This is a genomic window from Hydrangea phyllody phytoplasma, from assembly GCF_036985185.1.
GTDB classification, from domain to species: Bacteria; Bacillota_I; Bacilli_A; order Acholeplasmatales; family Acholeplasmataceae; genus Phytoplasma; species Phytoplasma asteris.
Genome location: NZ_BSDA01000001.1, coordinates 27,240 through 50,308 on the forward strand (window position 1 = coordinate 27,240; position 23,069 = coordinate 50,308).

A 23,069-nucleotide genomic window follows, 5' to 3' on the forward strand; every position below is an offset into this window, starting at 1 on the left:
TTAAATTACCTCTATATTTCCACCAACTGCTAAAATGGCTGCTTGAGCTTGTTTGGAGAATTTTGAAGCTTTTACGACTAATTTTTTAGTGAGAGTTCCTTGCGCCAAAACTTTAATACCACATAATTGGTCTTTAATTATTTTTTTTTCTAACAATAATTGAGGAGTAACAACGGTATCTTGAGGAAAGGTTTCTAGAGTTTTAAGGTTAAGAAGGGCGTATCTTTTTTGGGCAAAGTTGTGAAATCCTCTTTTAGGAATTCTTTGAAAAAAAGGGATTTGTCCGCCTTCAAAGCCGGGACGCAAAGTTTTTCCTGAACGTGCTAATTGTCCTTTGTGTCCTTTACCAGAAGTTTTACCAGTGCCACTACCAGGTCCACGTCCTAAACGTTTAGTGGATTTACGAGCATTAGTGACCGGTTTTAGTGTGTGTAACATTATTTTTGCTCCTTTGTATCAGAAACTTTTTCAACTACAACAAGATGACTGATGGTTTTAATCATTCCATGGATGGCTGGAGTGTCATCTTTAATAACTTGATTGTTAATTTTTTTCAAACCTAGACAGTGAGCGGTTCTAATTTGATTAACACGACAAGCAATAAGGCTTTTGGTTAGAACAATTTTTAATTTCATTGTTCTTTTTTCGCTAAAGTGATGCCTCTTAATTTAGCTACTTCTTCTTTAGTGCGTAAACTTTGTAATCCATCCATTACTGCTCTTATTACGTTAATAGAGGTGCGTGAACCAAAAGTTTTAGTACGAACATCATTAATGCCTACTAATTCTAAAATAGTTCTAGCAGCTTTTCCTCCAGCAACAATTCCAGTTCCTTTGGAAGCTGGTTTTAAAAAAAACTTAGACGCTCCAAAACGTCCAATAGTATCATGAGGAATAGTAGTTCCTGTAATAGGAATGCGAACTAATTGTTTTTTGGCTTTTTCTAAAGCTTTTTTAATAGCTTCTACAATTTCTTTAGCTTTAGCGGTGGCGAAACCAATTTGCCCTTTTTTATCGCCAACAACTACCAAAGCAGAAAAACGAAAACGAGCACCGCCTTTAACTACTTTAGTAATACGATTAATTTTAACAACTTTTTCTTCTAAAAGAGGGGCTTTTTTGTTAAATTCTTTCTTTATTGCTTTCATTTTGCTTTTCTCCTTTAAAACTGTAAGCCTGATTTACGACAAGCATCAGCTAAGGCTTTGATTTTGCCGTGATACAAATACCCTGATCTATCAAAAACAACATTTTTAATGCCTTGGGCTAAGGCTTTTTTAGCGATAAGAGCGCCTACTGCTTCAGCGGCTTTGATGTTGGATCCCAAAACATTGGCTTCTTTGCTATTAGCGCTGCATAGAGTTGTTTGTTGGGTGTCATCAATTATTTGCACATAAAGAAATTTATTAGATCTAAAAACATTTAAACGTGGTCTTTGTGATGTGCCTGAAACAATTTTTCTAAGGCGAAGATGACGTTTTTTACGAAGCACGTTAGAGGATTGTTTGGTTATCATAACTTATTTTTAGTCCTTTCTTGTTTTTTTAGCACTTTTCCCAGCTTTTTGTCTAACGTATTGTCCTACGTAGCGGATTCCTTTACCTTTGTAAGGTTCTGGTTTACGTAGTTTTACGTTTTTGGCAGCAAATTCGCCGACAAGTTGTTTGTCAATTCCTTTGATAACAATTTCTGTGTTTTGGTTAACTACCACTTCTAGATTATCAGGAATGGCAACGCTTACAGGATGAGAAAAACCCAAAGATAAAATTAGTTGTTTATCTTTAATTTGAGCACGATAAGCTAACCCTACAATTTTTAAGGTTTTTTGAAAGCCTTTGCTTACGCCTTCTACCATATTGGAAAGTAAGGCTCTAGTGGTGCCGTGAATTTTTTTCATAAAAATTTCATCATTAGGGCGTTTTACTGTGATGACTTTGTTTTCATTAGTGATTGTTAATTTGTGATTGAATTGATATTCTAATTTTCCTTTAGGGCCTTCAACTGAGATAAAATTTCTATCTTTGATATCAACTTTAACCGCATTAGGGACTTCAATTGCTTTGTTTCCTACGCGTGACATAATTTTCTCCTTTATCTCCTTTAACTACTTTTGATTTGGCAATTAATTACCAAATATAAGCTAAAACTTCGCCACCAACTTGAGAAAGGCGAGCTTGAGCGTCTGTTAGAATTCCTTTAGAAGTAGAAACCAAAGCAACTCCTAAACCGTTGAGCACTTTAGGAATTTGTTCTGCTGATGCATAAACTCTAAGTCCTGGTTTGGAAACTCTTTTTAAGCCTTTAATAACTCTTTCTTTGTTGGGAGCATATTTCAAACTAATAATTATTTCGCGAGATGACTGAGGTAGATAAAAATCTTTAATAAAACCTTCTTTTTTTAAAACTGCTAAAATTTCTAATTTTAACTTAGAAGCAGGTACTAACACTTTTAAATGTGACATTTGATTGGCATTACGAATGCGTGTCAGCATATCTGCAATAGGGTCTGTCATAACCATGTTTGAGCCTCCTTTTTACCTTTACCAACTGGTTTTTCTGACTCCAGGTAATTTACCTTGATGAGCTAACTGCCTAAAATTAATGCGGGAAATGCCGAATTTACGAATGTATCCGCGTGGTCTTCCATCAATAGAATCTCTGTTTTTTAAACGTACAGGTGATGCTTTGGCAGGAATTTGAGACAATCCAGCATAGTCAGCTTTTTTTTTAAGTTCTAAGCGTAGTTTGGCATATTTTAAAACTAGCTCTCTTTGTTTTTGATCTTTTACGATTTTGGATTTTTTAGCCATAAGTAATAGTTCCTTTAATTTTTAAACGGCATACCATAAAGCTCTAAAAGCTTTTTGGCTTGAGTGTTATTTTTGGCAGTAGTTACAATGATGATATCCATGCCACGAATTTTTTTAACTTTGTCGATATTAATTTCTGGAAAAACGATTTGTTCTTTTAATCCTAGAGCGTAATTACCTCTGCCGTCAAAAGATTTACCAGAAATGCCTCTAAAATCTCTTACGCGGGGGAAAACTAAACGAGTTAGTTTGTATAAAAACGCCTCTTTGCGGGCTCCTCTTAAAGTCACTTTAGCTCCAATTGGCATGCCTTCACGTAATTTGAAATTAGAAATAGCTTTTTTGGCTTTAGTGATAACAGGGATTTGTCCGCTTAATAATTTTAATTCTTCTACTACATCATCCAAAACTTTAACATTAAAAATAGCATCGCCTACGCCCATATTGATGACAACTTTTTCTACTTTTGGGACTTGCATAACGGATTTATAATTAAAAGTTTTCATTAAGGTGGCAGTGATTTTGGAATAGTCTAGAGTATTTTCTTTTTTCATTGACATTGATGCAAAGCCTCCTTAATTTTTTTCGTCTAATGTTTGATTTGATTTTTTAGCATAACGAAATTTTTTACCTGATTTTATGCGAATTCCTACTTTAGTGGGAGTTTGTGTTTGGGGGCAAACTAAAGCTACATTAGAAACATGAATGGGAGCTTCTTGTTTAACGATGGTGCCCTTTTCTTCGTTTTGGGAAGGGGGTTGGTGTTTGGTTTTGATGTTGACACCTTCAACAATAATTTTTTGAGTTTTGGTAAAAACTTTTAATACTTTGCCTGTTTTAGTCATTTTTTTACCTGATTCGTCTGTTACAAAACGATCTTTGCCAGCTAAAATAGCTACTGTTTCTCCTACTTTAATACGCATTGAGTTGTCTCCTTACAAAACTAATTCAGCTAAAGAAACTATTTTGGAAAATTTCTTATCACTCAATTCTCTAACTACTGGACCAAAAATACGGGTGCCAATAATATTTAAATCTTCTTTTAAAAGTACTACAGCATTGTCGTCAAATTTAATGTAAGAGCCATTTTTACGTCTTAGACCTTTTTTGGTGCGTACAATGACAGCTTTTAGAACGTCATGTTTTTTAACTGTACCAGAACCTGATTTAACAGTTACTAATACAATATCTCCGATATTTACATGACTACGACAAGTGCCTCCTAAAATACCAATAACTAAAACTTTTTTAGCGCCGCTGTTGTCAATTACAACTAAACGACTTTCTCGTTGAATCATCTCAAAATCTCCTTACTTTGCGCTCTTTGCATGGGAAAGAATTTTGAATAATCGAAATCTTTTAGTTTTAGAAAGAGGTCTTGTTTCCATAAAATTAACTAAATCGCCTGGTTTGGCCTCTTGATTTTCATCATGGACGTGGAATTTTTTCGATTGTTTCACTCTTTTGCCATATAAAGAGTCTTTTTTGTAAATATCAACAATAACAGTAATGGTTTTATCCATTTTATCTGAAACTACTTTACCTACGAAAGTTTTTCTAAAATTGCGTTGCATTATTGTTGTTCCTCCTTGATAGTTTCTACAGTGTCATCTAAATCAGGGGTAGTTGGTTGTGGGGTTGGGCTTTGATTTGCTAAAACAGGTTTGGCAGTGGAAGTGACAAAAGTTGGAGTAGTGGCTGTTTGTTGATTGCTTTTTTGGGTTAGGATTGTTTTGATGCGAGCAATGGTTTTTTTAAGCTTTTTGATTTTGGCAGTGTTAGTGAGTTTGCCTAAAGCTAATTGAAAACGCAAATCAAACAGTTCTTGTTTTAACTTGTCTACTTTGTTTTCTAATTCTTCTGGATTTAATTTTAAAATTTCTTGAGTTTTCATACTTCAGCACCTTTTTTAACGATTTTAGTTTTAATCGGTAGTTTGTGAGACGCAAGTCTTAAAGCTTCCATTTCTACTTTGGAAGAATTAGTGGTGTCTTTAACTTCGAACAAAACTTTACCTGTTTTTACCACAGCTACCCATTCTTCAGGAGAACCTTTACCAGAACCCATTCTTACTTCTAAAGGTTTTTTAGTTAAGGATAGATGTGGGAAAATGTTGATCCACACTTTTCCTGTTCTTTTCATGTAACGTGTCATTGCAATACGAGCGGCTTCAATTTGTTTGTTAGTGATAAAAGCACCTTCTTTGGCAACCAAAGCGTGGTTTCCGTTGGCAATAACGTTTTTACCTTTGGATTTTCCTTCAAAACTAACGCGGTGAGGACGACGATATTTAGTTCTTTTTGGCATTAACATGATTATTGTTGCCTCCTTTGAAATTGCGAGGGCGTCTGTTAGGAGTGTTAGAAGATTGGGAAGCAAACGGTTTTCTAGTGTCTAGAATGGTTTGTCCTGGTAAAACTTCACCGTGGAAAATCCATACTTTAATTCCTAAAACTCCATAAGTAGTGTGAGCTTCAACAGCAGCGTAATCGATGTCTGCTCTTAGAGTGTGTAGAGGAACTCTGCCTTCGGCATGTCCTTCGCTACGAGCTATTTCAGCACCACCCAAACGACCAGAAATTAAAGTTTTTACTCCTTTGGCACCAGCTTTTAGGGCTTTTTGGATTGCCATTTTTTGAACACGGCGGAAAAACATACGATTTTCTAGTTGTTCAGCCATATTGTGAGCAATTAATAAAGCGATTTTATCAGAGTTTTTAACTTCTAACACGTTAAGATTAACGTCTTTTTGGGTAAGTTCTTTGAGTTTGGCAACTAATTTGTTGCGTGTATCGCCATCTTTTCCAATAATAACGCCTGGTTTAGCGGTGTGGACAGAAATAGTGATACGGTTTTTATTTTTTTCTTTTAGGCGTTCAATGTCAATTTGACTGATAGCACTTTTTTTAGTAAAATTATTGATTAGTTTACGAATTAAAAAATCTTCTTTAATTAAATTAGGAATTTCTTTATCATTAACACACCATTGAGATTCCCAAGTTCTAATAATGCCTAATCTTAAGCCGTTAGGATTAGTTTTTTGACCCACTTTGTTCTTCCTCCTTTGATGTTTGCAAGTTTGTGTTAGAAGTTATTACTAAAGTAATGTGGCTGGTTCTTTTTTTAATCATATCACCAGAACCTTTAGCTCTTGGAAACATACGTTTTAAACGCAAACCTTCGTTGACAAAAACTTCTTTAACATAAAGTTGTTCGCGGTTTAATTTTAAATTATTAACAGCATTGGAAACAGCACTGTTTAAAAGTTTTAAAATAACGGGAGCAGCTACTTTAGGGGTAAAAGTTAAAATGGCTTGAGCTTGTGCAATATTTTTTCCTCGAATTAAATCAACAACTAAACGTGCTTTTCGAGGGGCGATTGAAACTTTTCTAGCAATCGCTTTGGCGTTTTTGGTTTCCATAGTTATTCCTTCCCATTATTTTATTTTTTTTGCATTTTTTTGTCTTTTTTGTTGTGTCCGCGGTAAGTACGTGTAGGGGAAAATTCACCTAACTTATGTCCTACCATGTTTTCTGTAATGTAGACTGGAATGTGTTCGCGTCCGTTATAAACAGCGATTTTGTGTCCTACAAAAATAGGTGTGATTGTAGAACTTCGTGACCAAGTTTGGATCACTTTTTTGTTTTTTAAGTTTTTTTGTTTTTCTATTTTTGCTAATAGATGGTTAGCAACAATAGGTCCTTTTTTAACTGAACGTGGCATATTAACAACTCCTTATTTTGTACGACGTCTAATAATTAAAGCATTAGATGCTTTTTTACGGTCACGAGTTTTGACCCCACGAGCTTTTTTGCCCCAAGGTGTCATTGGTGATTTGCGTCCAATAGGAGCTCTACCTTCACCACCGCCATGAGGGTGATCGTTCGGGTTCATCGCAGAACCTCTTACTGTTGGTCTTATTCCTAAGAAACGTTTTTTGCCTGCTTTACCGTAATTAATTAGTTTATAAGATTCGTTGCCGATCTCTCCAATAGTAGCACGACAAGTTCCAAGAACTTTGCGAACTTCGCCTGATTGAAGACGTAATAGCACGTATTTGTCTTCTCTACTAATAATTTGACAAAAAGAACCAGCACTACGAGCAATTTGTCCGCCTTTACCTGGTTTTAATTCGATGTTATGAACGGTGGTTCCTACTGGAATATTCATTAAAGGAAGGCAATTGGCAACTTTAATATCTGCTTCTTTACCAGAGACAATTTGCATCCCTACTGTAAGTCCTTTAGGAGCAAGAATGTATCTTTTTTCGCCGTCTACATAGTGAATTAAAGCGATGTTAGCACTGCGGTTTGGATCGTATTCAATGGTAGCTACTTTGCCAACAATGTTATCTTTGTTTCTTTTAAAATCAATTAAACGGTATTTTCTTTTAACGCCGCCGCCACGATGTCTTACTGTAATTTTACCTTGGTTGTTGCGTCCGGCTTGGTCTTTATGAGATACCAATAATCTTTTTTCAGGAGTTTGAGTGGTGATTTCTGAAAAAGCAGAAACACTCATATTACGACATCCATTTGTAGTAGGCTTATATTTTTTAATTGCCATAATTTATACCTGCCTTGTATTTTTTTAATCGTTAATCGTTGTTTTGGTTGGGTTTGAGTTTATTCGTTAGCAAGGATTTCGATTTTTTGTCCCGGAGCTACTTTACAAATAGCTTTTTTATAACCAGAAGTGTAGCCTTCGAATTTACCTTTTCTTTTGAATTGTGGTAAAACGTTGCGAGTGTTAACTGATAAAACTTTTACTTGAAAAATGCTTTCTAAAGCTTTTTTAATTTCTACTTTATTAGCTGTTTTGGTAACTTTAAAAGTGTATTTATTTTGTCTTTCGATCAATTTATTAGTTAATTCAGTAATGATTGGTGCTTTAACTAAATCATAGTATTTATTCATTATTTTAAAACCTCTTCAAAATAGTTAACAGCAGCAGCAGTTAGGACTAATTGTTTGCAATTAAGGATTTGATAAACACTTGCATGAGAAGCTGTTTCTAAAGTAATATAAGATAGATTGCGAGAAGCCAAAGCTAATTGTTCTGTCATTTGAGTAACTACAATTAAGGATTTGGAAGTGATGTTTAATTTTTGTAACATTTGTTGGAAATCTTTAGTTTTATGAGTTGCTAAATTAATGTTGTCTACAACTACTAATTGATTATTTTTAGCTTGGAGTGATAAAGCTGATTTTAGAGCCAGACTACGTACTTTTTGGTTTACTTTAACAGAATAATCTCTTGGGGACGGTCCAAAAGTAACTCCACCACCACGCCATAAAGGAGAACGAATAGAGCCATGACGAGCACGACCAGTTCCTTTTTGTCTCCATGGTTTTTTACCTCCACCAGCAACTAAAGCGCGAGTTTTGGTAGCATGTGTGCCTTGACGCATTGCAGCTCTTTGAGCATTTACAACGTCGTATAAAACTTGTTGATTAGGTTTGATGTCAAAAACAGTAGTTGCTAAAACCTTTTCAGAAACGAAGTCGCCTTGTTGATTAAGAATATTAATTTTTGGCATGCGTTTGCTCCTTTGTCAATTTTTTTACAGCAGATTTGATAATTACAAAACCTTTATTAGGTCCTGGGACATTGCCTTTTATTAAGAATAAGTTTTTTTCAGTATCAACCGAAAGAATAGCTAAATTTTGGATAGTAACAGTTTCGTGTCCCATGTGTCCTGGTAGTTTTTTACCTTTTAATTTACCTTTAATAGGGCCCATTGAACCTGGACGACGGTGATAACGAGACCCATGACTTTCAGGACCTCTGCTTTGATTGTGTCTCTTAATAGAACCAGCAAAACCTTTACCTTTGGAAGTTCCTGTTACATCAACTAAATCACCTACTTGAAATAAATCGTTTGTGATTAGGGCGCCTACTGCTAAATTAGCTAGGTTTGAATTGACATTCGAACTAAAATTAATTTCTTTAATGAAGCGCTTAGGGGCAGTAGTTGCTTTTTTAAAATTTCCTAACATAGGTTTAGAAGTGTTTTTTTCTCTTTTGTCGCAAAAACCTATTTGAGTAGCTTGATAGCCGTCTTGGTCAACGTTTTTTTGTTGTAAAACAACGTTAGGTGTAACATCTACTATTGTTACTGGAACTAATTCTCCTTGTTCGTTAAAAACTTGAGTCATTCCTATTTTTTTACCTAAGATTCCTTGAGCCATGTCATTCCTCTTTCTTTTTTTAATTTTGGTTTAAAGTTTGTAAAAAGTTTTTTAAAGTGATTTTCAAAAGTTGATTGAAATTGTGATTGTGATTCAACCAAATGAAATGGTTTAAATGAAATGGTTATAAAAAAGTAAATATTTATTCATATTAAAATGAATAGTGCCTAAATTTTGCTTTTGCTATTGGTTTTTTTTAACAAAATATCAATTGAAGGTGGCAAACTAATGTGCATTAAAGATTCAATTGTTTTTTTATTAGGATTGATAATTTGAATTAAACGTTTGTGAGTGCGTCGTTCAAATTGTTCTCTTGAATCTTTGTTAACGAAAGGGGAACGCAAAACAGTAAATACTTCTTTTCTGGTAGGAAGAGGTATTGGACCTTCAATATTTGCTCCTGTTTTAGTGACAATATCAATAATTTTTTTAGCTGCTTGATCAATTAAATGATGGTCGTAGGCTCTTAGAATTATTTTGATAATTTCTTTTTCTTTTTTGTTCACTTATATTCTCCTTTTTTAGAAATGTTTGAAAATATTGCCTATTAGACAAATATTTTGCTTAAATAATTTTTTTCTTAGACAACTGACATTGGTGTTTGGTTTTTTGGATTAAAAGAAAAAATATTTAAAACAAGCCTTTTTATTATACCTTAAAAAAGATTTTATTGCAAGTCATTTTAATTACAAAAGTTAAAAAAGTAATTAATAATGTTTTTTAAAATAAAAAAAGCTGTTTCAAATAAGTAAAATGGTGAAAAGATTTATTTATTTATTTTGGATTTTGTTTGTTAAAAAATACAATAAGTTAATTCAAATATCCTCATTAAGTTAATTCAAATATCTTTATATTAAAAGATAAAATGATTTAATGAAAAGGTTCATTTTTATATTTATATTTATTGATAACTTTTTTAACAAATTTAAAAAACTGTTTAAAAGGGTTAATTTTGGCAAAACACATATAACCATTAAATATTATAATTAAAACCCAAATAATAACTAATATAACAACTCTTAAATAACTTGTATACATTTGTTTTTTAGTAAGTTGTAATAATAAATTATAATTTGATAGTATATTTATATTAAATTGTAATGAATCTAGATATTGTTGTAAAACTTTTTGAGTATTTAGATTTTCAAAAAACGTATATATCAAAAAAGTAACAATCATTCCAAATACACTTAATAATAAAAAATTTATGTTTTTAATAAAGAAGATATGTTTTGTTTAATATCAGACATATTTTTTACTTATAATTATTTAAATGATTTAGCTTTAGAATAACAGAAATAACCATTAAATCCTACTAACGCCAATACAAAGAAAAACTCTACAAAAAAGAAATCTTGTTTTTTAGTTACTTCTTGTTTGTCTTGGAGGCTTTTTGATCTTTCTCATGTTTTTCTAATTTGGCACGATAATCTTTTAGAGTTTCTATATTAGCCATATAATCTTCATATTTATTCTCCTTTTGAAATTTCGTTTCATTATCTTTATAAGTTTTAGAAAATAATGCCTTATCTGCTTCTTGATATTTTTTTGATGCTTCTAAAACAACATAAGACCCAAACACACTTAAAAATACAAAAATAACAGTAAGTAAAAAGTGTTATAATGATTTTTTTAATAACATTTATGTTTCTCCTTGATTTTATTTATTTTTTTATCTTATACACTTAAAAATAAAATAATTCTTTTAAAATAAATCAAATAGTAACTATCAAAAAATAAATAAATCCAAAATAATATTAAAACTATAAATTAAAATAATATCAAATAAGAAAAAACAATATCGTCATCTAAGAAAAAAATTATTTAAACAAAATAATTTGTCTAATAATGATAAATTAATTGTCAGTTGTTTTTTGAGATTTAGAAGGTTTGTTTTCCAAAATAAGTTTTCCTTTGTAATAACCACTATTTTTAGTAACTCTGTGAGACAAAGTAAAAGTATTAGTTTCTTTGCAAAGTACTAAAGCAGGATTGCTTAACTTATAATGAGTACGTCTTTTTCTTTTTGCCGTTTTTCCGGTGCGTCTAAAAGGAACAGCCATTTTATCAAATCCTTTCTTTATAATTTTTTGTTTTTAGCATTTATTATAAATAATAATAAAACTTTTAACAAATAAAAGGTTAATCAAAACCCAATTAATAACTGCAAAAATTATTATTAGCACTTTAATCAAGCTTAAAAAATTAATAATCATGCCAAAGCGTGCAAAAATTAATTTTAAACCTAAGTTTATTCTATCTTAAAAAAGCTGTTTTGTCAATCTATTTTGAGCTTTTTTTACTTTTTTCTTATTTATTTGCTACTTTAATTATTATTTTGTCAAATTACAACAATATAACTAAATTAATTTAAGTTTTTTTAATAAATTAATTTTGTTGAAATCCCATTTTTATGTTTCACCTCCGTAAAAGGTTTTGAAAACAAAGAAACTACTAAAAAATGGTTCTTAAAAGTATTTTTACCAACATTCAAAGTTAACGACGTAGACAAAACTGACAAATTTAGAGTTGGAGTAAAAGTTAAAACACAAGATAACAATGATTTTGAAGTATATACCAAAGACTCCAAATTTGCTCTTACCAAAGATAACAAATTTGTTTCAGCAGAAGTTCAATTAGAAGTAGAATTATTAACTCTTGATGGTTTAGTTGAAAATAACACCGATACTGCTGATTTTGAATTAACTATGCAATATGAAGTAGTGGATGAAAATGGTAATGTAATTGCAGAAAATAACAAACTAACAGAAGCTCAATCAGCTAAATCCAAAATAAATTACACTAACACATACTAACAAACACTTTCCATTAACAAACATGTATAAATTGAATAAATTACTCTTTAATAACATTATTTTATAATCTTTCATTAACTTAAATAAATATCAAATAATCAATTCAAAGACTATTAAATAATTAATAGTCTTTGATGTCTTAAACTCTTTATCTTTTTTGATGGTTTAACTAACTAAAAACCTAATGAATACTTTATAATTAACTTAAATAATTAAAAAACCGTCAATTTTAGAAAGAAAGAAGGAGATATTTTTCCAAAAATTTATCAATTTTCTAAAAAAAGGCATTAACTAAAATGTTTTTATCCAATACTTATAACAAAAAACACTTTTATTTTTAATTATTATAATATTTACTTTATTTATTATTATCCCTCATTTTACCAAAGCTCAATCAAATCTTAAATTAAGATATGATTATAAAACAAGTATAAAATAAGTTTGAGAAAAAAAGAAAGACAAGCACAAACAACAACACAAGTACAAGAAGAGCCAACATAAGAACAACAAGGACCAAAATTACACCTTGTAGAAATTGAAGGGGATTGGGATTCCCACCTGGACAAAGTAATAAAACATATTAAAGAAAAGATTAATCCTAATTTTAATGGAACATTAACCAAAAGAAAAACAATGAATAGAATAAAAGATGGGAATATATCGTTCGAAATTGCTACAGGAACATGCGAGCCAAGTACAATTTGTTTATATCATGATGGAGAAATTCGAGGTGACCTAGATAAAAAATATACTTATCAAGAACTAACAAAAATGACAGGCAAATATACAAATTTGTATATTTTTTACCATGACATAGAAAATAACAAAAAATTAGATGGAGCTAAAAACCTACTTCTAGATGAATTTCAGGAATGGTAAGGCGTCTGAGAGATTGGGCAAACACTCAACAATAAACAACAATAAATCTTTTTTAATTATATATATTAATTTATATTATCTTTTTGGTAGCTTAATAATTTATACTTATAATTAATATTAACTACCTTTTTTAAAAGAAAGGAGTCTGTTTTTTACATTAACAAAATTAACAAGACTTCTAAAAAAAGACCAAATATAAACTTTAATTCCTTTTTAATGCTTATAATTATAAATATATTAATACTATTACTTAACATTAATTCTTATTTTATTAAAGCACATTCAACATTTAAATTAAACTATCAAATCAAAAGTACTTTTAAAATAAAAGTAAAAAAAGAGACTCTAAATAATACAATTCGTAACATTAAAGTAAAAAACACTAATAAAACTCTTATCTTTATACATAAAAATATTGATACTAATTATTACAAAAAAGTCTCATTTCACAAAACAATTAATCAAAACAAAGGCGAATTAATGTCTAAGTCAATTCTTAATTGTCCCCAAAATATTATATTTATCTATCATGATGGAAAAATGCCATTTATTAAGGATAAAACACATACCTTAGAAGCAATCATAAACATGAAAAATAAATACAATAATTTATATATTTTTTACTATGAACCAACTTTAATCCAAAAATATCTCTATCCTAAAAAAACAACTTGGTATAAACCTTATCGTAAGAAATAATTATTTCCATATTTAAAATAAATTAAATTAATAAACTATTTAAAAAATAAAAATAATATAAATAATTAAAAAAACTATCCTTCAGGATAGTTTTTTTGTTTTTAAGATCTAAATATAAAAGCTAAGTGTTCTTTTTTACATCCCAAATTAATTTGGTTTATGTTATGATAAAGGTAAATGATAAAATAATTTAGAAATTATTTCTTTGAAAAACCAAAATAATATAACATTACAAAAAAAATTAATAATAAACTAAAATTAAGTGTTTTTATATTGTTTAATCAATATTTAGATTGAAGGAAAAATTTTATGTCATCATATTATAATAGATTTTTGGCTTTATTCTTAAAACGCAATAAAACATTATCAAGCGATTTTTTCTCTCCTTTTTTATACCAATTAACAAATAATATCACAAACCTAAAAAACATCCAAGAAAAAAACACAACCCCAAACATTATTACAAACAACCAAAACAAACAATTAAATCAAAGGCTACAAACCCTAAATAACAAACACAATACCCAAACAAAAAAATTACAAGAAAAATACCATCACATATTATTAAACATTTACGCACAAATAGAAAAACTCCAAACCCATAAAAAAACAATCCTCGAAAAATACAACTCACAACAACAAAAAACCCAAACTCTTTTAACCCAAGAACTTATTTATCAAAAAAACAAAAACAACGATAAAAACCTCCAATTAAAAGAAATCTTACAAAAAGAACTCAAGGAAATTACTAAAAAAAACAATCACAAAGAAACTACTCTTATAACTAATCTCAACAACAAAAATAACAACATTAATAATTTATTAATTCAAATTGAAAAAGACAAACAAAAATTAGAAATCAAAAACCAAAAACAAAACCAAGAATCCAAACAAAACTTTTATACTACTGATTTTAACCTCAATCAAAAAAACACCAATTTATTAAAACAACTAGAAACAACTCTTAATTTACAAGAAAAAGACAAAGGCAAATCAATTTGCATCTTAGAACAAATAAAGACTACAAAAGAACAAACTTATAAAAAAACCATTACCAAAACTCACAAACTATACCAAAATAAACTAAGTATAAACGACAAAAAACTAGACACCATCAAAGATGCTTACCAACAAGAAAAAACTATCATCCAAGCACAAATACAAGCTTTTTTTCTCCAAATAAGACCTTTTCCTTTTATAAATATACCAATTCTTTCCAATTACCAAATTGAAACATCCAAAAAAGCTCTTTTTTACAAACAACAAACAAACTGCCTTTCTTACCAAAACCAAAAATCTTTATGGAGCCAACAATATCACCTCATCAATCTTTTACACCAACAAGCAATTAATATGTGGCATTTAGAACACCACAAACAAAACAAATACAAACACATCTACCAACAAACCTTAGAAAAAATTTATCATCTCATCCACCAAAAAAAAAATTATTTATTCTCCCAAAAAATAAACGGTATCAAAGAACAAATAAAAACAGTTCTTAACTTACATCTCCAAGAAACAGCTATCTTTGATAATCAAAAAGACTATCAAGAAACTTTCTTTGCTTATCAAAAAACTCTTTTAGCCTTACAACGTAAACAAAACAATTACCAAATAGATTATCATTATCATTTCTTTGCAAAAAAACAAGAATTTGACCTTAAAACTAAAAGTATTGCCCTACAACTAAAATTAGAAAAAACCAAAATCCAACATTATTATTTAGAACAAATAACTACTTTAAAAAAAGAAATTAACAACTTCCAAAACCAATTAACACTTAATAAAATATTTCAAAAAGATGATTTTCTAACCTTCAAACTTACCCAAGAAAAAGAAAAACATCTCTTTTTACAAGACATCACCTTAATGCAAAAAGACATCTATTTATTATTACAAACCCAAAATATAGAACTTTTACAAACTTTAAATAATTTACTCAACACTTTTCCATCTTGGCAAAAAGAAAGCACATTATTAGAACAAACTTTACAACAAATCCAATTACAAATTAATACTTTTACAAGTAATTATCAAACTAAAACTTGTCTTATCGAACAAATAATCTTAGACCAAATAAAAACTATAATTGAAACTAACTTATTTCCTATCATTCAAAAACAATTTAATCAAACAATTAATCTTTTACAAAAAAAACACCAATTAAACCAAACTACCCTACAAAATGAAATTAATCTTAACGAACAAATAATAGCTTTTTATGACAAACAATTAACCTTTCTTAATCAAAAAATACACACTGACAAAAAGAAAGGAATACAAGGATTTTTTCACAAATACAAACAAAAAGGAACTGACCTATATCCCCTTTTATACCAAATCAAAACTCACAAAGAACGTTATGAAAAAATTATCAAAAACCTCACTACAAAAAAAGATAAAGCAACCAACAAACACCAACATATTTTAGAAAAAACAACTAACAAACACCAAAAAAAAATCAACAAAACCAAACTTAAAATAACCAAACTTTTAACTTTATGGCACTATTTAAAACCTGCCTCCAAAAACATTGCTCTTACTCCTTTAATCAATTTCAAAATATCAAACAAATCTTTTTTCAATGCTTGCCAAAAAACAATCACAAATGTTATCCAAGATATTTTATTCTATAATAATTATCAAAAAAACATTTATCAATGTTTAAATACTTTGCTCCAAGAACAAATAAAAAAAGAACAAAAATTAATTCAAACAACTACAAATACCACTAACACAACTAAACACCTTAACAAAGTTTTTTACAACCAAAATGAATTAATAAAAAATGTTATTAATGTTTCTTTGGAAAAAACATTTAAACAAAATCAAATATCTTTATTACAAGAAATTACTAAAACAATTAAATCCAAAGAAAAAAGTTTAACCCAAACAACTAATTTAATGAAAGAAAAATTAGGATTATTAAACGAAAATATAAGTGATGCTCTTATCAATTTTAATTTATCATGGCAACAAACACAAAAAGAATTACGCCAAAAACTATCAAACCTTAAAAAAGAAGCTCTCCTCAATTTTGAAAAAAAAGACAAATTATTTTTCGAACATAAAAAAATAGCCATCAAACAAAAAAACAACCAAATCTTTAAACATTTCAACAAACAAAAAGAAAAAATATCCCAATTATTTACTCACAAACAAAAAGCTAATCACAAAAAAATAACCAAAATAGAAAAACAAATCAAAAAAACCAAAAAAAACTTACTTACTAAAATCAAACTAACTAATTTCCAAACCAAACTCAAAACTATCTTTTTAAAATGGTCTTTTTTTTGGCAAAAACAAAAAGGAAAATTCAAAATAAAACATCACCAAAAACAAATTACCAAACAAATCAAAAAAACTATTGCCCTTGATAAAAAAATTTCTTAAAGCAAAAAAATATTGATATTATAAAATATTATAAAATGAAATTATAATTTATAAATAAATATAATAACAAATTTCTTAAAAAATATAGGAATAAAACAGTTTACCAAAACCACCCAAAAAAATCATTTATTACAACAATATTTAAAATCTATTTGCATTTTTATTTTTTTTAGTGTATAATTAAAGTAATTATTATTTTGTGATAAATATTAATTTCTTAAAAAAACATTTTAAATAATAATTTATCAAAACAATAATAATTAAGGATTAAGGCAAAAAGTAAATTTTTCAAAAAATGAAGCAAAAAACTAAGAAAGGAAGCAAAAATGACATCCTCAAATCAAGTTTTAATTGAAATTAAAAACTTATCCAAAAACTTTTCTATCAAAAAAAACTTTTTAAAACCAGATACCTTACTAAAAGCCAACCAAAATATTAATTTATCCATTTTCAAAGGCGAAACATTAGCCGTAGTTGGAGGCTCTGGTTCAGGAAAATCAACTTTAGGACAAGTTCTTCTACAACTTGTAAAACCTACTTCAGGCAATGTTTTTTATCACAAAGAAACAATCCCCAAAACTAAGGAAACACAGACAAAAGACATTGAAGAAATTGATTTAACTACTTTAAGTAATAAAGAAAAGCGCTTTTTAAGAAAAGATTTACAAATTATTTTCCAAGATCCTTTTTCTTCTCTTAACACTCATCTCAAAATATCAGATATCATTGGCGAAGGACTTTTAATCCACAAAATGACAAAAGGCAAAAAAGACCCCAAATATCAAACAATGATTCTAGCTATCATGAAAAAATGTGGCATTGATACTTCTCTTTATGACCGTTATCCTCATCAACTTTCAGGGGGACAAAGACAAAGAATTGCAATTGCAAGAGCTTTAATTATTAAACCTAAATTTGTTGTTTGCGATGAAATAGTATCAGCATTAGATGTATCAATTCAAGCCCAAATTTTAAACCTTTTAAATGATTTAAAAAAAGATTACCAACTAACTTTCTTGTTTATTACTCATGATTTAGGAGTTGCTCGTTTTTTAAGTGACCGCATTTGTGTAATGCATTTAGGAAAAGTAATTGAAATAGCACCTTCAGAAAGCCTTTTTAAAAAACCTTATCATCCCTACACCAAACAACTTCTAAATGCTATCCCTAAATTAAAAACTCAAAATAAAGCTTTAGAAGAAATGCCAATCACCTACGAAACTAACAAATTTAGATTTTTATTTCACACTCAAAAACAAGACCTAGATTGGTATCAAGTAGCCCCTAATCATTTTATTTCTTGCACTTTAAAAAATAAAGCTACTAAAATATAAAGGAGTAAAATATGAGTTTATTAAAAGTTAGTAATCTACATACTTATTTTGAAACCCAAAAAGGTCTAATCAAAGCAGTTCGTGGTGTTTCTTTTGAAGTCCAAAAAGGCAAAACTTTAGGAATAGTTGGAGAATCAGGAAGTGGAAAAAGTCAAACAGCGATGTCTATTTTGCAATTATTTGAAAAAAATCAAAAAATATATCATGGTGAGATTATTTTTAATCAACAAGTTATTTCTAAATTTAATGAATTAGAAATGCAAAAAATAAGAGGCAATGAAATAGCTATGATTTTTCAAGATCCAACCACTAGTTTAAATCCTGTTTTTAAAATTAAAAATCAAATTATAGAAGTTTTAATGTTGCATCGTAATATCAATAAACAAGAAGCTTATCAAAAAAGTTGTCAAATTTTAGAAAAAGTCAAAATACCTAATGTTGAAAGAATCATGAATTCTTATCCGTATCAATTATCAGGTGGAATGAGTCAAAGAGTCATGATTGCAATGGCGTTAGTTTGTCAACCTAAACTTTTAATTGCTGATGAGGCCACTACTGCTTTGGATGTAATTGTGCAAAAAGAAATTCTTAATTTAATTAAGGATTTACAAAAAGAAGAAGAAACTACTGTTTTATTTATTACTCACGATTTAGGGGTAGTCTCTCAAATAGCTGATGATGTAATTGTGATGCATCAAGGAAAAATTGTGGAAAATGCACCAACTCAACAAATTTTAAATAATCCACAACATCCTTATACTAAAAATTTATTAGCTAATTTTTTGAAAACAGGTCTTAGTTAAAATTAGGCAAAAAGTTTACAAAACAACAATTATTTTTTTTCATTATTAAAATTTTATCAACTATTAAATAACCAAAATATTTTTAAATTAAAATTAAAAAATAAAATTTTCAAACTTTAAATTTTTTTACTTGTCTATAAATTATCTTTTTTATTTTAAAGACAAGTAAAATACTTAGAAAAAAATATTTCTGAGTTTTTTCTTGTTTTTTTTTTTTTTGGTGTATAATTATAATTAATAGTAATTGTTTTTTAAAAGTTGCTATTATAAAAACAAAAAAAGGAGAAAAAGTAAAAATGGAACAATCTAGATTTAAAAATTTTTTAAAAAACATAAAAAAAGGATTAATTATCGGAAGCAGTATAACAGTTGTTTTAAGTATAATTATTACATTACTTATAATTAAAAAACCTTGGAGTAAAAAAGGTTTTAATTTTGATAAAAATACAGTAAATATTGCTGTTCCTGCAGATACTAAAGGTTTCGATGTCGCTTCAGAAAGTGTAACTAGTTCTTCTTATTCACATCATGTTTTGTCAATGATACATGACACTTTATTACACAAAAATAAAGATGGAAATTTAGAGTCTAGATTGGCTTGGATTCCTGAAAAAAACGGTAATGAGTTAACTTTTACCTTAAAAGATAATATTTTCTTTCATAATGGTAAATCTTTAAATACTGATGATATTATTTTTACTTTCAAAAGAGCGCAAAACAACAAACATAAACAATTTTTAGAAATTCAAGAAATTATAAAAATAGATAATAAAAAATTTAAAGTTGTTTTAACTGATGATAATTTGTGGTGGGATTTTAAATTTTGTAACTTTTTTAGAGTCTTAAGTGAAGAAACTATTAAAAATGCGGGAACAAATGAAGCTGATATTCAAAAAGCTTTACAAGTAGGCGCAGGCCCTTATAAATTAGTTAATTATGAAAAAGATGATAAACTACAATTTGAATTATTTGATTCTTATTATAATAAAGAAAGAATCCAAAATAGTCCTAAAAAAATTAATTTTTTTGTTTCTAAAGACGATGATACTAATTTACAAAAATTAGAAACAGATGAATTTGATGCTATTAATTATCCTGGAATGAAAATTAAAGATGTTAGACAAAAACTTGGCGATAAAGTAAAAATAGTAGAAAATGATTCTGTTAGTTGTTCTTATATGTATCTTAACAAAAAAAACACTCCTTTAGAAATTAGAAAAATAATCAGTCAAACAATTGACACTGACAAAATTAAACAAGAACTAGATTTACAATCCCAAGTTTTAAATAGTTATTTGCCATCTTCTTTGATAGGTTATAATTCAAATTTAAAATATAATTTAGATTTTGAAAGTGCTAAAAATTGTGTTAATAAATTAGAACCAAAAAAGAAAAAATTAAAAATAGCCGCAAGCAAAGGACCTTTAACTTTTCAACCTAAAATTATTGAACAATTAAAAAATGTGGGTTTTGATGTTGAATTTATACAAGAAGATTTTAATATAGTGATACCAAACATGACAAAAGATAATTCGGATATTAACATACTTTTTTTAGGAGAAAACCATGAAATGTATTATGGCCATAAAGCTTTAGTTGATTATTTTTTTACTAATAATAATGAAAATAATTTTTGCCATATTAATCAAGATGACTTAGAACAAATTGAAAATAAATTAATTAAAGCACAAAAAACTTCAAATAAAGAAGAATATACTAATTTAGTCAAAGAAGTAAGCAAATATATCCATGATCAAGTTTATGTCATTCCTTTATACACCGCTCCTTCTTATTTTATTACTTCTAAATCTATTAAACAAGGATTTACAACAGATGCTTTTTCTAAATTAGAATTTACCGATATTAGAAAAGAAAAATAAAAAATAATTAAACTTATTTTTTTGTACCAGTACCTTTTTATAATTAGATTTTTGATTTTTTCAATTATTATTTTATCTTTTTGATTAAACTTATTAATTTTTCAAAAACTGATAATGAAAATTGCCAAACCCTCTTTTTACACCGTTTTAATTTTGAAATTTTGAAATTTTGAAATTTTATTTTTTATATATTTTGGGGGTTTGGTCTTTATTTATGTATTTTACTATTTTTTACTCTTGATTTTATAAAAATATTTTATTATTTAGATATAAAATATTAAATTAAACTAAATATAAACTTATATTCTAAATTTTTGAGGTGCTTTTTTTTGGCAAAATATATTTTAAAAAAAATTTCTTACACTTTTATATTATTTACAACAGTCATATTTCTGATTTTTTTTACTGTGAAATTAGTTCCTGGTGATCCTGTTTCTGCCATGTTCGGGCAGAAAGCTCCAACCAAGGAACAAAGAGTAATTTTAGAAAAAGAATTAGGCATAGACAAACCTTTATTGCAACAATTTTCAAATTATCTGCAAAATATTTTTTTTAAATTTGACTTTGGTAAATCTTATACCGGAAATAAAGAAAGTGTTTTAATTCTTTTTTACAAAGCTTTTAAAAATACTTTTTTATTAGCTTTTTTAAGCTGTTTTTTGGGTTCTTTGATAGGAATTTTAGTTGGAGTTTTAGCTGCCTTTTACAAAGATACGAAAAAAAGTTTTATTCTTGATTTAACAGCTATTATTTTGATTTCAGCTCCTACTTTTGTTATTGGTTTTTTGTTACAAATAACTTTAGGGTATTATGCTGGTTTTTTTCCTATCTCTGGCTTTGATTCTCCTTTGCAAATGGTTCTTCCTATTTTAACTTTATCTTTGGCAATAGCTGCTTTGATTTTCAAAACTACACAAACAACAATGCTAGATTGCCTAGAACAACCATATATTACTGTCGCTTACGCTAAAGGCCTTTCAAAATCCAAAATCATTTTTAAACACGCTTTAAAAAATGCTTTAATTCCGATTATTGCCCACATTGGTTTAATCCTTAGTTTTTTAATTGGTGGTTCAATTATTGTTGAATATATATTTAACATTAAAGGTGTTGGAAATCTTATGATGACCTCTTTTGAAGAAAGAAATTATCCTGTAATTCAATGTTGCATCATTTTATTAGCTTTATTAATTGCTATTTGGAATTTATTTTTAGATTTAATTTATCTTTGGTTAGATCCAAAAATAAATAAAAAGGGGTAAAAATGTGTTAGAAAGTAAGAAATTTAATAATGAAATTAGTGAATTGTAAAAAAAACTTTAAAATTTTATATAAAAATAAAAATATTTTATTTGGTAGTCTTTTTTTAATTATTTTATTTTTAACCATTCATTTACTGCCTTTAACTAAATTTTACAAAGACCCTTATAAGTCTTCTTTTAAACGTTTACAAAGTTTTAGTTTTACAAATTGGATTGGGACCGATTCTACTGGTTATGATTTATTTAGCCGTGTTTTGGCTGGAGGCAAAATTTCTTTAACTATTGCTTTTTATGTTGTTATACTAAGCAGCTTAATTGGTAGTTTTTTAGGAATAATCTCTGGTTATTTCCGCGGCATTATTGATAATATCATTAATTTTATATGTGATATTTTAGTTGTTTTTCCAGACATTATTTTAGCTATTATTATTATGTTTTTTTTAAAAAAAAGCAAACTGTCTTTAATTATTGTTTTAAGTATTTCTAATATTCCTGGTTTTATCCGCATTATTAGAGCAACTACTTTAAAAATTAAACAAAAAGATTTTATCAAAGCTTCAAAAGCTCTAGGAGCTAATCAATTTTTAATTATCGTCAAACACCTTGTTCCTCATCTTTACCCCATTATTATCACAAGAATAAGCGTTGGTATGGCAACTGTCATTCTTACTATTTCAGGGCTAGGTTTTATTGGTTTAGGGCTTGATCCTACTCTTCCAGAATGGGGTAATATTTTAAGTTCTTCTAAAAGTGATATGCGTTTTTATCCTCATTTATTTTTTGGACCTTTTATTATTATTCTTTTAACCAGTCTATCTTTTAATTTAATAGGTAAAGGTTTGGTCCAAATTTTTAATCCAAAAGATGTAAATTAGAAAATAAAATATTTGCAAACTTACACACCATTAAAATCGCAATAAACAAAATAATAATTTATTAAAAATTAAAGTTTGATTTATACTTAAATCAAACTATTTTTTTCAACTTTAATAAAAAACA

Annotated in this window: 31 protein-coding genes; 8 read left to right on the top strand and 23 right to left on the bottom strand. The window is 28.2% G+C overall.

Going from position 1 to position 23,069, the window contains the following annotated elements; genetic code table 11:
• The 23 genes from rplO to rpmF all read right to left on the bottom strand — a co-directional run bounded on the left by rplO (position 1) and on the right by rpmF (position 11,064).
• Positions 1 to 438: a 50S ribosomal protein L15 gene (rplO, locus tag AACP42_RS00175; RefSeq protein ID WP_069028283.1), complete on the bottom strand. Its 438-nt coding sequence runs from the start codon at positions 436 to 438 to the stop codon at positions 1 to 3.
• Positions 438 to 635 carry a 50S ribosomal protein L30 gene (gene rpmD / locus AACP42_RS00180; protein WP_212508886.1) on the bottom strand — a complete coding sequence of 66 codons (198 nt, stop codon included), beginning with the start codon at positions 633 to 635 and terminating at the stop codon, positions 438 to 440. The genes rplO and rpmD overlap by 1 nt, the downstream gene beginning before the upstream one ends.
• Positions 632 to 1,147, bottom strand: a complete 516-nt coding sequence (gene rpsE, locus AACP42_RS00185; RefSeq protein WP_212775481.1) for a 30S ribosomal protein S5 — start codon at positions 1,145 to 1,147, stop codon at positions 632 to 634. Before rpsE ends, rpmD begins: the two co-directional genes overlap by 4 nt.
• 14 nt (positions 1,148 to 1,161) lie before the next feature.
• Complete coding sequence (gene rplR / locus AACP42_RS00190) at positions 1,162 to 1,515, bottom strand: 50S ribosomal protein L18 (protein ID WP_042068032.1); 354 nt, start codon at positions 1,513 to 1,515, stop codon at positions 1,162 to 1,164.
• A gap of 9 nt (positions 1,516 to 1,524) precedes the next feature.
• On the bottom strand, positions 1,525 to 2,079 hold the full coding sequence (rplF, locus tag AACP42_RS00195) for a 50S ribosomal protein L6 (RefSeq protein WP_212508888.1): 555 nt from the start codon (positions 2,077 to 2,079) through the stop codon (positions 1,525 to 1,527).
• A 46-nt stretch (positions 2,080 to 2,125) separates the two neighbouring features.
• Entirely contained in the window at positions 2,126 to 2,518 is a 393-nt protein-coding gene (gene rpsH, locus AACP42_RS00200; protein WP_011160589.1) for a 30S ribosomal protein S8, read from the bottom strand.
• Between the two features lie 21 nt (positions 2,519 to 2,539).
• Positions 2,540 to 2,809, bottom strand: a complete 270-nt coding sequence (rpsN, locus tag AACP42_RS00205) for a 30S ribosomal protein S14 (protein ID WP_011160588.1) — start codon at positions 2,807 to 2,809, stop codon at positions 2,540 to 2,542.
• Between the two features lie 14 nt (positions 2,810 to 2,823).
• Positions 2,824 to 3,369 (bottom strand): 50S ribosomal protein L5, encoded by a 546-nt coding sequence (rplE, locus tag AACP42_RS00210; protein ID WP_227807361.1) that lies wholly within the window; start codon positions 3,367 to 3,369, stop codon positions 2,824 to 2,826.
• A 15-nt stretch (positions 3,370 to 3,384) separates the two neighbouring features.
• The gene (gene rplX, locus AACP42_RS00215) at positions 3,385 to 3,732 is read right to left on the bottom strand and encodes a 50S ribosomal protein L24 (protein WP_212775480.1); all 348 of its coding nucleotides are present in this window, start codon (positions 3,730 to 3,732) and stop codon (positions 3,385 to 3,387) included.
• Positions 3,733 to 3,744: 12 nt separating this feature from the next.
• Positions 3,745 to 4,107: a 50S ribosomal protein L14 gene (gene rplN, locus AACP42_RS00220; RefSeq protein ID WP_212775479.1), complete on the bottom strand. Its 363-nt coding sequence runs from the start codon at positions 4,105 to 4,107 to the stop codon at positions 3,745 to 3,747.
• Positions 4,108 to 4,119: 12 nt separating this feature from the next.
• Positions 4,120 to 4,383 carry a 30S ribosomal protein S17 gene (gene rpsQ / locus AACP42_RS00225; RefSeq protein ID WP_425311172.1) on the bottom strand — a complete coding sequence of 88 codons (264 nt, stop codon included), beginning with the start codon at positions 4,381 to 4,383 and terminating at the stop codon, positions 4,120 to 4,122.
• Positions 4,383 to 4,703, bottom strand: coding sequence for a 50S ribosomal protein L29 (rpmC, locus tag AACP42_RS03085; protein ID WP_069028291.1), 321 nt, complete (start codon positions 4,701 to 4,703; stop codon positions 4,383 to 4,385). Before rpmC ends, rpsQ begins: the two co-directional genes overlap by 1 nt.
• Positions 4,700 to 5,122 carry a 50S ribosomal protein L16 gene (gene rplP / locus AACP42_RS00235; RefSeq protein ID WP_011160582.1) on the bottom strand — a complete coding sequence of 141 codons (423 nt, stop codon included), beginning with the start codon at positions 5,120 to 5,122 and terminating at the stop codon, positions 4,700 to 4,702. The genes rpmC and rplP overlap by 4 nt, the downstream gene beginning before the upstream one ends.
• Entirely contained in the window at positions 5,100 to 5,858 is a 759-nt protein-coding gene (gene rpsC, locus AACP42_RS00240) for a 30S ribosomal protein S3 (RefSeq protein WP_212775478.1), read from the bottom strand. Before rpsC ends, rplP begins: the two co-directional genes overlap by 23 nt.
• Positions 5,842 to 6,231 (bottom strand): 50S ribosomal protein L22, encoded by a 390-nt coding sequence (gene rplV / locus AACP42_RS00245; RefSeq protein ID WP_212508891.1) that lies wholly within the window; start codon positions 6,229 to 6,231, stop codon positions 5,842 to 5,844. Before rplV ends, rpsC begins: the two co-directional genes overlap by 17 nt.
• Positions 6,232 to 6,251: 20 nt before the next feature.
• Positions 6,252 to 6,533: a 30S ribosomal protein S19 gene (rpsS, locus tag AACP42_RS00250; RefSeq protein WP_212508892.1), complete on the bottom strand. Its 282-nt coding sequence runs from the start codon at positions 6,531 to 6,533 to the stop codon at positions 6,252 to 6,254.
• A gap of 12 nt (positions 6,534 to 6,545) precedes the next feature.
• Positions 6,546 to 7,376: a 50S ribosomal protein L2 gene (gene rplB, locus AACP42_RS00255; RefSeq protein ID WP_069028295.1), complete on the bottom strand. Its 831-nt coding sequence runs from the start codon at positions 7,374 to 7,376 to the stop codon at positions 6,546 to 6,548.
• Positions 7,377 to 7,435: 59 nt separating this feature from the next.
• Complete coding sequence (gene rplW, locus AACP42_RS00260; RefSeq protein WP_212508893.1) at positions 7,436 to 7,726, bottom strand: 50S ribosomal protein L23; 291 nt, start codon at positions 7,724 to 7,726, stop codon at positions 7,436 to 7,438.
• Positions 7,726 to 8,349 carry a 50S ribosomal protein L4 gene (rplD, locus tag AACP42_RS00265; RefSeq protein WP_011160576.1) on the bottom strand — a complete coding sequence of 208 codons (624 nt, stop codon included), beginning with the start codon at positions 8,347 to 8,349 and terminating at the stop codon, positions 7,726 to 7,728. The genes rplW and rplD overlap by 1 nt, the downstream gene beginning before the upstream one ends.
• On the bottom strand, positions 8,336 to 9,001 hold the full coding sequence (gene rplC, locus AACP42_RS00270; protein WP_212775477.1) for a 50S ribosomal protein L3: 666 nt from the start codon (positions 8,999 to 9,001) through the stop codon (positions 8,336 to 8,338). The genes rplD and rplC overlap by 14 nt, the downstream gene beginning before the upstream one ends.
• 167 nt (positions 9,002 to 9,168) lie before the next feature.
• Positions 9,169 to 9,507: a 30S ribosomal protein S10 gene (gene rpsJ / locus AACP42_RS00275; protein WP_212508896.1), complete on the bottom strand. Its 339-nt coding sequence runs from the start codon at positions 9,505 to 9,507 to the stop codon at positions 9,169 to 9,171.
• Between the two features lie 860 nt (positions 9,508 to 10,367).
• A complete protein-coding gene (locus tag AACP42_RS00280) occupies positions 10,368 to 10,583 on the bottom strand; it encodes a hypothetical protein (protein ID WP_212508897.1) in 216 nt (71 codons plus the stop codon).
• A 274-nt stretch (positions 10,584 to 10,857) separates the two neighbouring features.
• Positions 10,858 to 11,064, bottom strand: a complete 207-nt coding sequence (rpmF, locus tag AACP42_RS00285) for a 50S ribosomal protein L32 (protein ID WP_212508898.1) — start codon at positions 11,062 to 11,064, stop codon at positions 10,858 to 10,860.
• 1,386 nt (positions 11,065 to 12,450) lie between these two features.
• On the opposite strand from rpmF, the gene AACP42_RS00290 reads away from it, so the two are divergent.
• From AACP42_RS00290 to AACP42_RS00325, 8 genes are all read left to right on the top strand, one after another.
• Positions 12,451 to 12,696: a hypothetical protein gene (locus tag AACP42_RS00290; RefSeq protein ID WP_212775476.1), complete on the top strand. Its 246-nt coding sequence runs from the start codon at positions 12,451 to 12,453 to the stop codon at positions 12,694 to 12,696.
• Positions 12,697 to 13,176: 480 nt separating this feature from the next.
• Complete coding sequence (locus AACP42_RS00295; RefSeq protein ID WP_212508910.1) at positions 13,177 to 13,395, top strand: hypothetical protein; 219 nt, start codon at positions 13,177 to 13,179, stop codon at positions 13,393 to 13,395.
• Positions 13,396 to 13,704: 309 nt separating this feature from the next.
• A complete protein-coding gene (locus tag AACP42_RS00300; RefSeq protein WP_212775475.1) occupies positions 13,705 to 16,791 on the top strand; it encodes a hypothetical protein in 3,087 nt (1,028 codons plus the stop codon).
• A 326-nt stretch (positions 16,792 to 17,117) separates the two neighbouring features.
• Positions 17,118 to 18,125 carry an ATP-binding cassette domain-containing protein gene (locus tag AACP42_RS00305; protein WP_041624692.1) on the top strand — a complete coding sequence of 336 codons (1,008 nt, stop codon included), beginning with the start codon at positions 17,118 to 17,120 and terminating at the stop codon, positions 18,123 to 18,125.
• A gap of 11 nt (positions 18,126 to 18,136) precedes the next feature.
• Positions 18,137 to 18,928: an ABC transporter ATP-binding protein gene (locus tag AACP42_RS00310; protein ID WP_212775474.1), complete on the top strand. Its 792-nt coding sequence runs from the start codon at positions 18,137 to 18,139 to the stop codon at positions 18,926 to 18,928.
• A gap of 296 nt (positions 18,929 to 19,224) precedes the next feature.
• Positions 19,225 to 20,808, top strand: a complete 1,584-nt coding sequence (locus AACP42_RS00315) for an ABC transporter substrate-binding protein (protein ID WP_212775473.1) — start codon at positions 19,225 to 19,227, stop codon at positions 20,806 to 20,808.
• A 329-nt stretch (positions 20,809 to 21,137) separates the two neighbouring features.
• Positions 21,138 to 22,070, top strand: coding sequence for an ABC transporter permease (locus AACP42_RS00320; protein ID WP_212775472.1), 933 nt, complete (start codon positions 21,138 to 21,140; stop codon positions 22,068 to 22,070).
• A 29-nt stretch (positions 22,071 to 22,099) separates the two neighbouring features.
• A complete protein-coding gene (locus tag AACP42_RS00325; RefSeq protein WP_212775471.1) occupies positions 22,100 to 22,945 on the top strand; it encodes an ABC transporter permease in 846 nt (281 codons plus the stop codon).
• The last annotated feature ends 124 nt before the right edge of the window (positions 22,946 to 23,069 follow it).

Coding starts and splice junctions, on each gene's coding strand:
- rplO (WP_069028283.1), bottom strand. CDS start 438: ATGTTACACACACTAAAACCGGTCACTAATGCTCGTAAATCCACTAAA.
- rpmD (WP_212508886.1), bottom strand. CDS start 635: ATGAAATTAAAAATTGTTCTAACCAAAAGCCTTATTGCTTGTCGTGTT.
- rpsE (WP_212775481.1), bottom strand. CDS start 1,147: ATGAAAGCAATAAAGAAAGAATTTAACAAAAAAGCCCCTCTTTTAGAA.
- rplR (WP_042068032.1), bottom strand. CDS start 1,515: ATGATAACCAAACAATCCTCTAACGTGCTTCGTAAAAAACGTCATCTT.
- rplF (WP_212508888.1), bottom strand. CDS start 2,079: ATGTCACGCGTAGGAAACAAAGCAATTGAAGTCCCTAATGCGGTTAAA.
- rpsH (WP_011160589.1), bottom strand. CDS start 2,518: ATGGTTATGACAGACCCTATTGCAGATATGCTGACACGCATTCGTAAT.
- rpsN (WP_011160588.1), bottom strand. CDS start 2,809: ATGGCTAAAAAATCCAAAATCGTAAAAGATCAAAAACAAAGAGAGCTA.
- rplE (WP_227807361.1), bottom strand. CDS start 3,369: ATGTCAATGAAAAAAGAAAATACTCTAGACTATTCCAAAATCACTGCC.
- rplX (WP_212775480.1), bottom strand. CDS start 3,732: ATGCGTATTAAAGTAGGAGAAACAGTAGCTATTTTAGCTGGCAAAGAT.
- rplN (WP_212775479.1), bottom strand. CDS start 4,107: ATGATTCAACGAGAAAGTCGTTTAGTTGTAATTGACAACAGCGGCGCT.
- rpsQ (WP_425311172.1), bottom strand. CDS start 4,383: ATGCAACGCAATTTTAGAAAAACTTTCGTAGGTAAAGTAGTTTCAGAT.
- rpmC (WP_069028291.1), bottom strand. CDS start 4,703: ATGAAAACTCAAGAAATTTTAAAATTAAATCCAGAAGAATTAGAAAAC.
- rplP (WP_011160582.1), bottom strand. CDS start 5,122: ATGTTAATGCCAAAAAGAACTAAATATCGTCGTCCTCACCGCGTTAGT.
- rplV (WP_212508891.1), bottom strand. CDS start 6,231: ATGGAAACCAAAAACGCCAAAGCGATTGCTAGAAAAGTTTCAATCGCC.
- rpsS (WP_212508892.1), bottom strand. CDS start 6,533: ATGCCACGTTCAGTTAAAAAAGGACCTATTGTTGCTAACCATCTATTA.
- rplB (WP_069028295.1), bottom strand. CDS start 7,376: ATGGCAATTAAAAAATATAAGCCTACTACAAATGGATGTCGTAATATG.
- rplW (WP_212508893.1), bottom strand. CDS start 7,726: ATGAATAAATACTATGATTTAGTTAAAGCACCAATCATTACTGAATTA.
- rplD (WP_011160576.1), bottom strand. CDS start 8,349: ATGCCAAAAATTAATATTCTTAATCAACAAGGCGACTTCGTTTCTGAA.
- rplC (WP_212775477.1), bottom strand. CDS start 9,001: ATGGCTCAAGGAATCTTAGGTAAAAAAATAGGAATGACTCAAGTTTTT.
- rpmF (WP_212508898.1), bottom strand. CDS start 11,064: ATGGCTGTTCCTTTTAGACGCACCGGAAAAACGGCAAAAAGAAAAAGA.
- AACP42_RS00290 (WP_212775476.1), top strand. CDS start 12,451: ATGAATAGAATAAAAGATGGGAATATATCGTTCGAAATTGCTACAGGA.
- AACP42_RS00295 (WP_212508910.1), top strand. CDS start 13,177: ATGTCTAAGTCAATTCTTAATTGTCCCCAAAATATTATATTTATCTAT.
- AACP42_RS00300 (WP_212775475.1), top strand. CDS start 13,705: ATGTCATCATATTATAATAGATTTTTGGCTTTATTCTTAAAACGCAAT.
- AACP42_RS00305 (WP_041624692.1), top strand. CDS start 17,118: ATGACATCCTCAAATCAAGTTTTAATTGAAATTAAAAACTTATCCAAA.
- AACP42_RS00310 (WP_212775474.1), top strand. CDS start 18,137: ATGAGTTTATTAAAAGTTAGTAATCTACATACTTATTTTGAAACCCAA.
- AACP42_RS00315 (WP_212775473.1), top strand. CDS start 19,225: ATGGAACAATCTAGATTTAAAAATTTTTTAAAAAACATAAAAAAAGGA.
- AACP42_RS00325 (WP_212775471.1), top strand. CDS start 22,100: ATGAAATTAGTGAATTGTAAAAAAAACTTTAAAATTTTATATAAAAAT.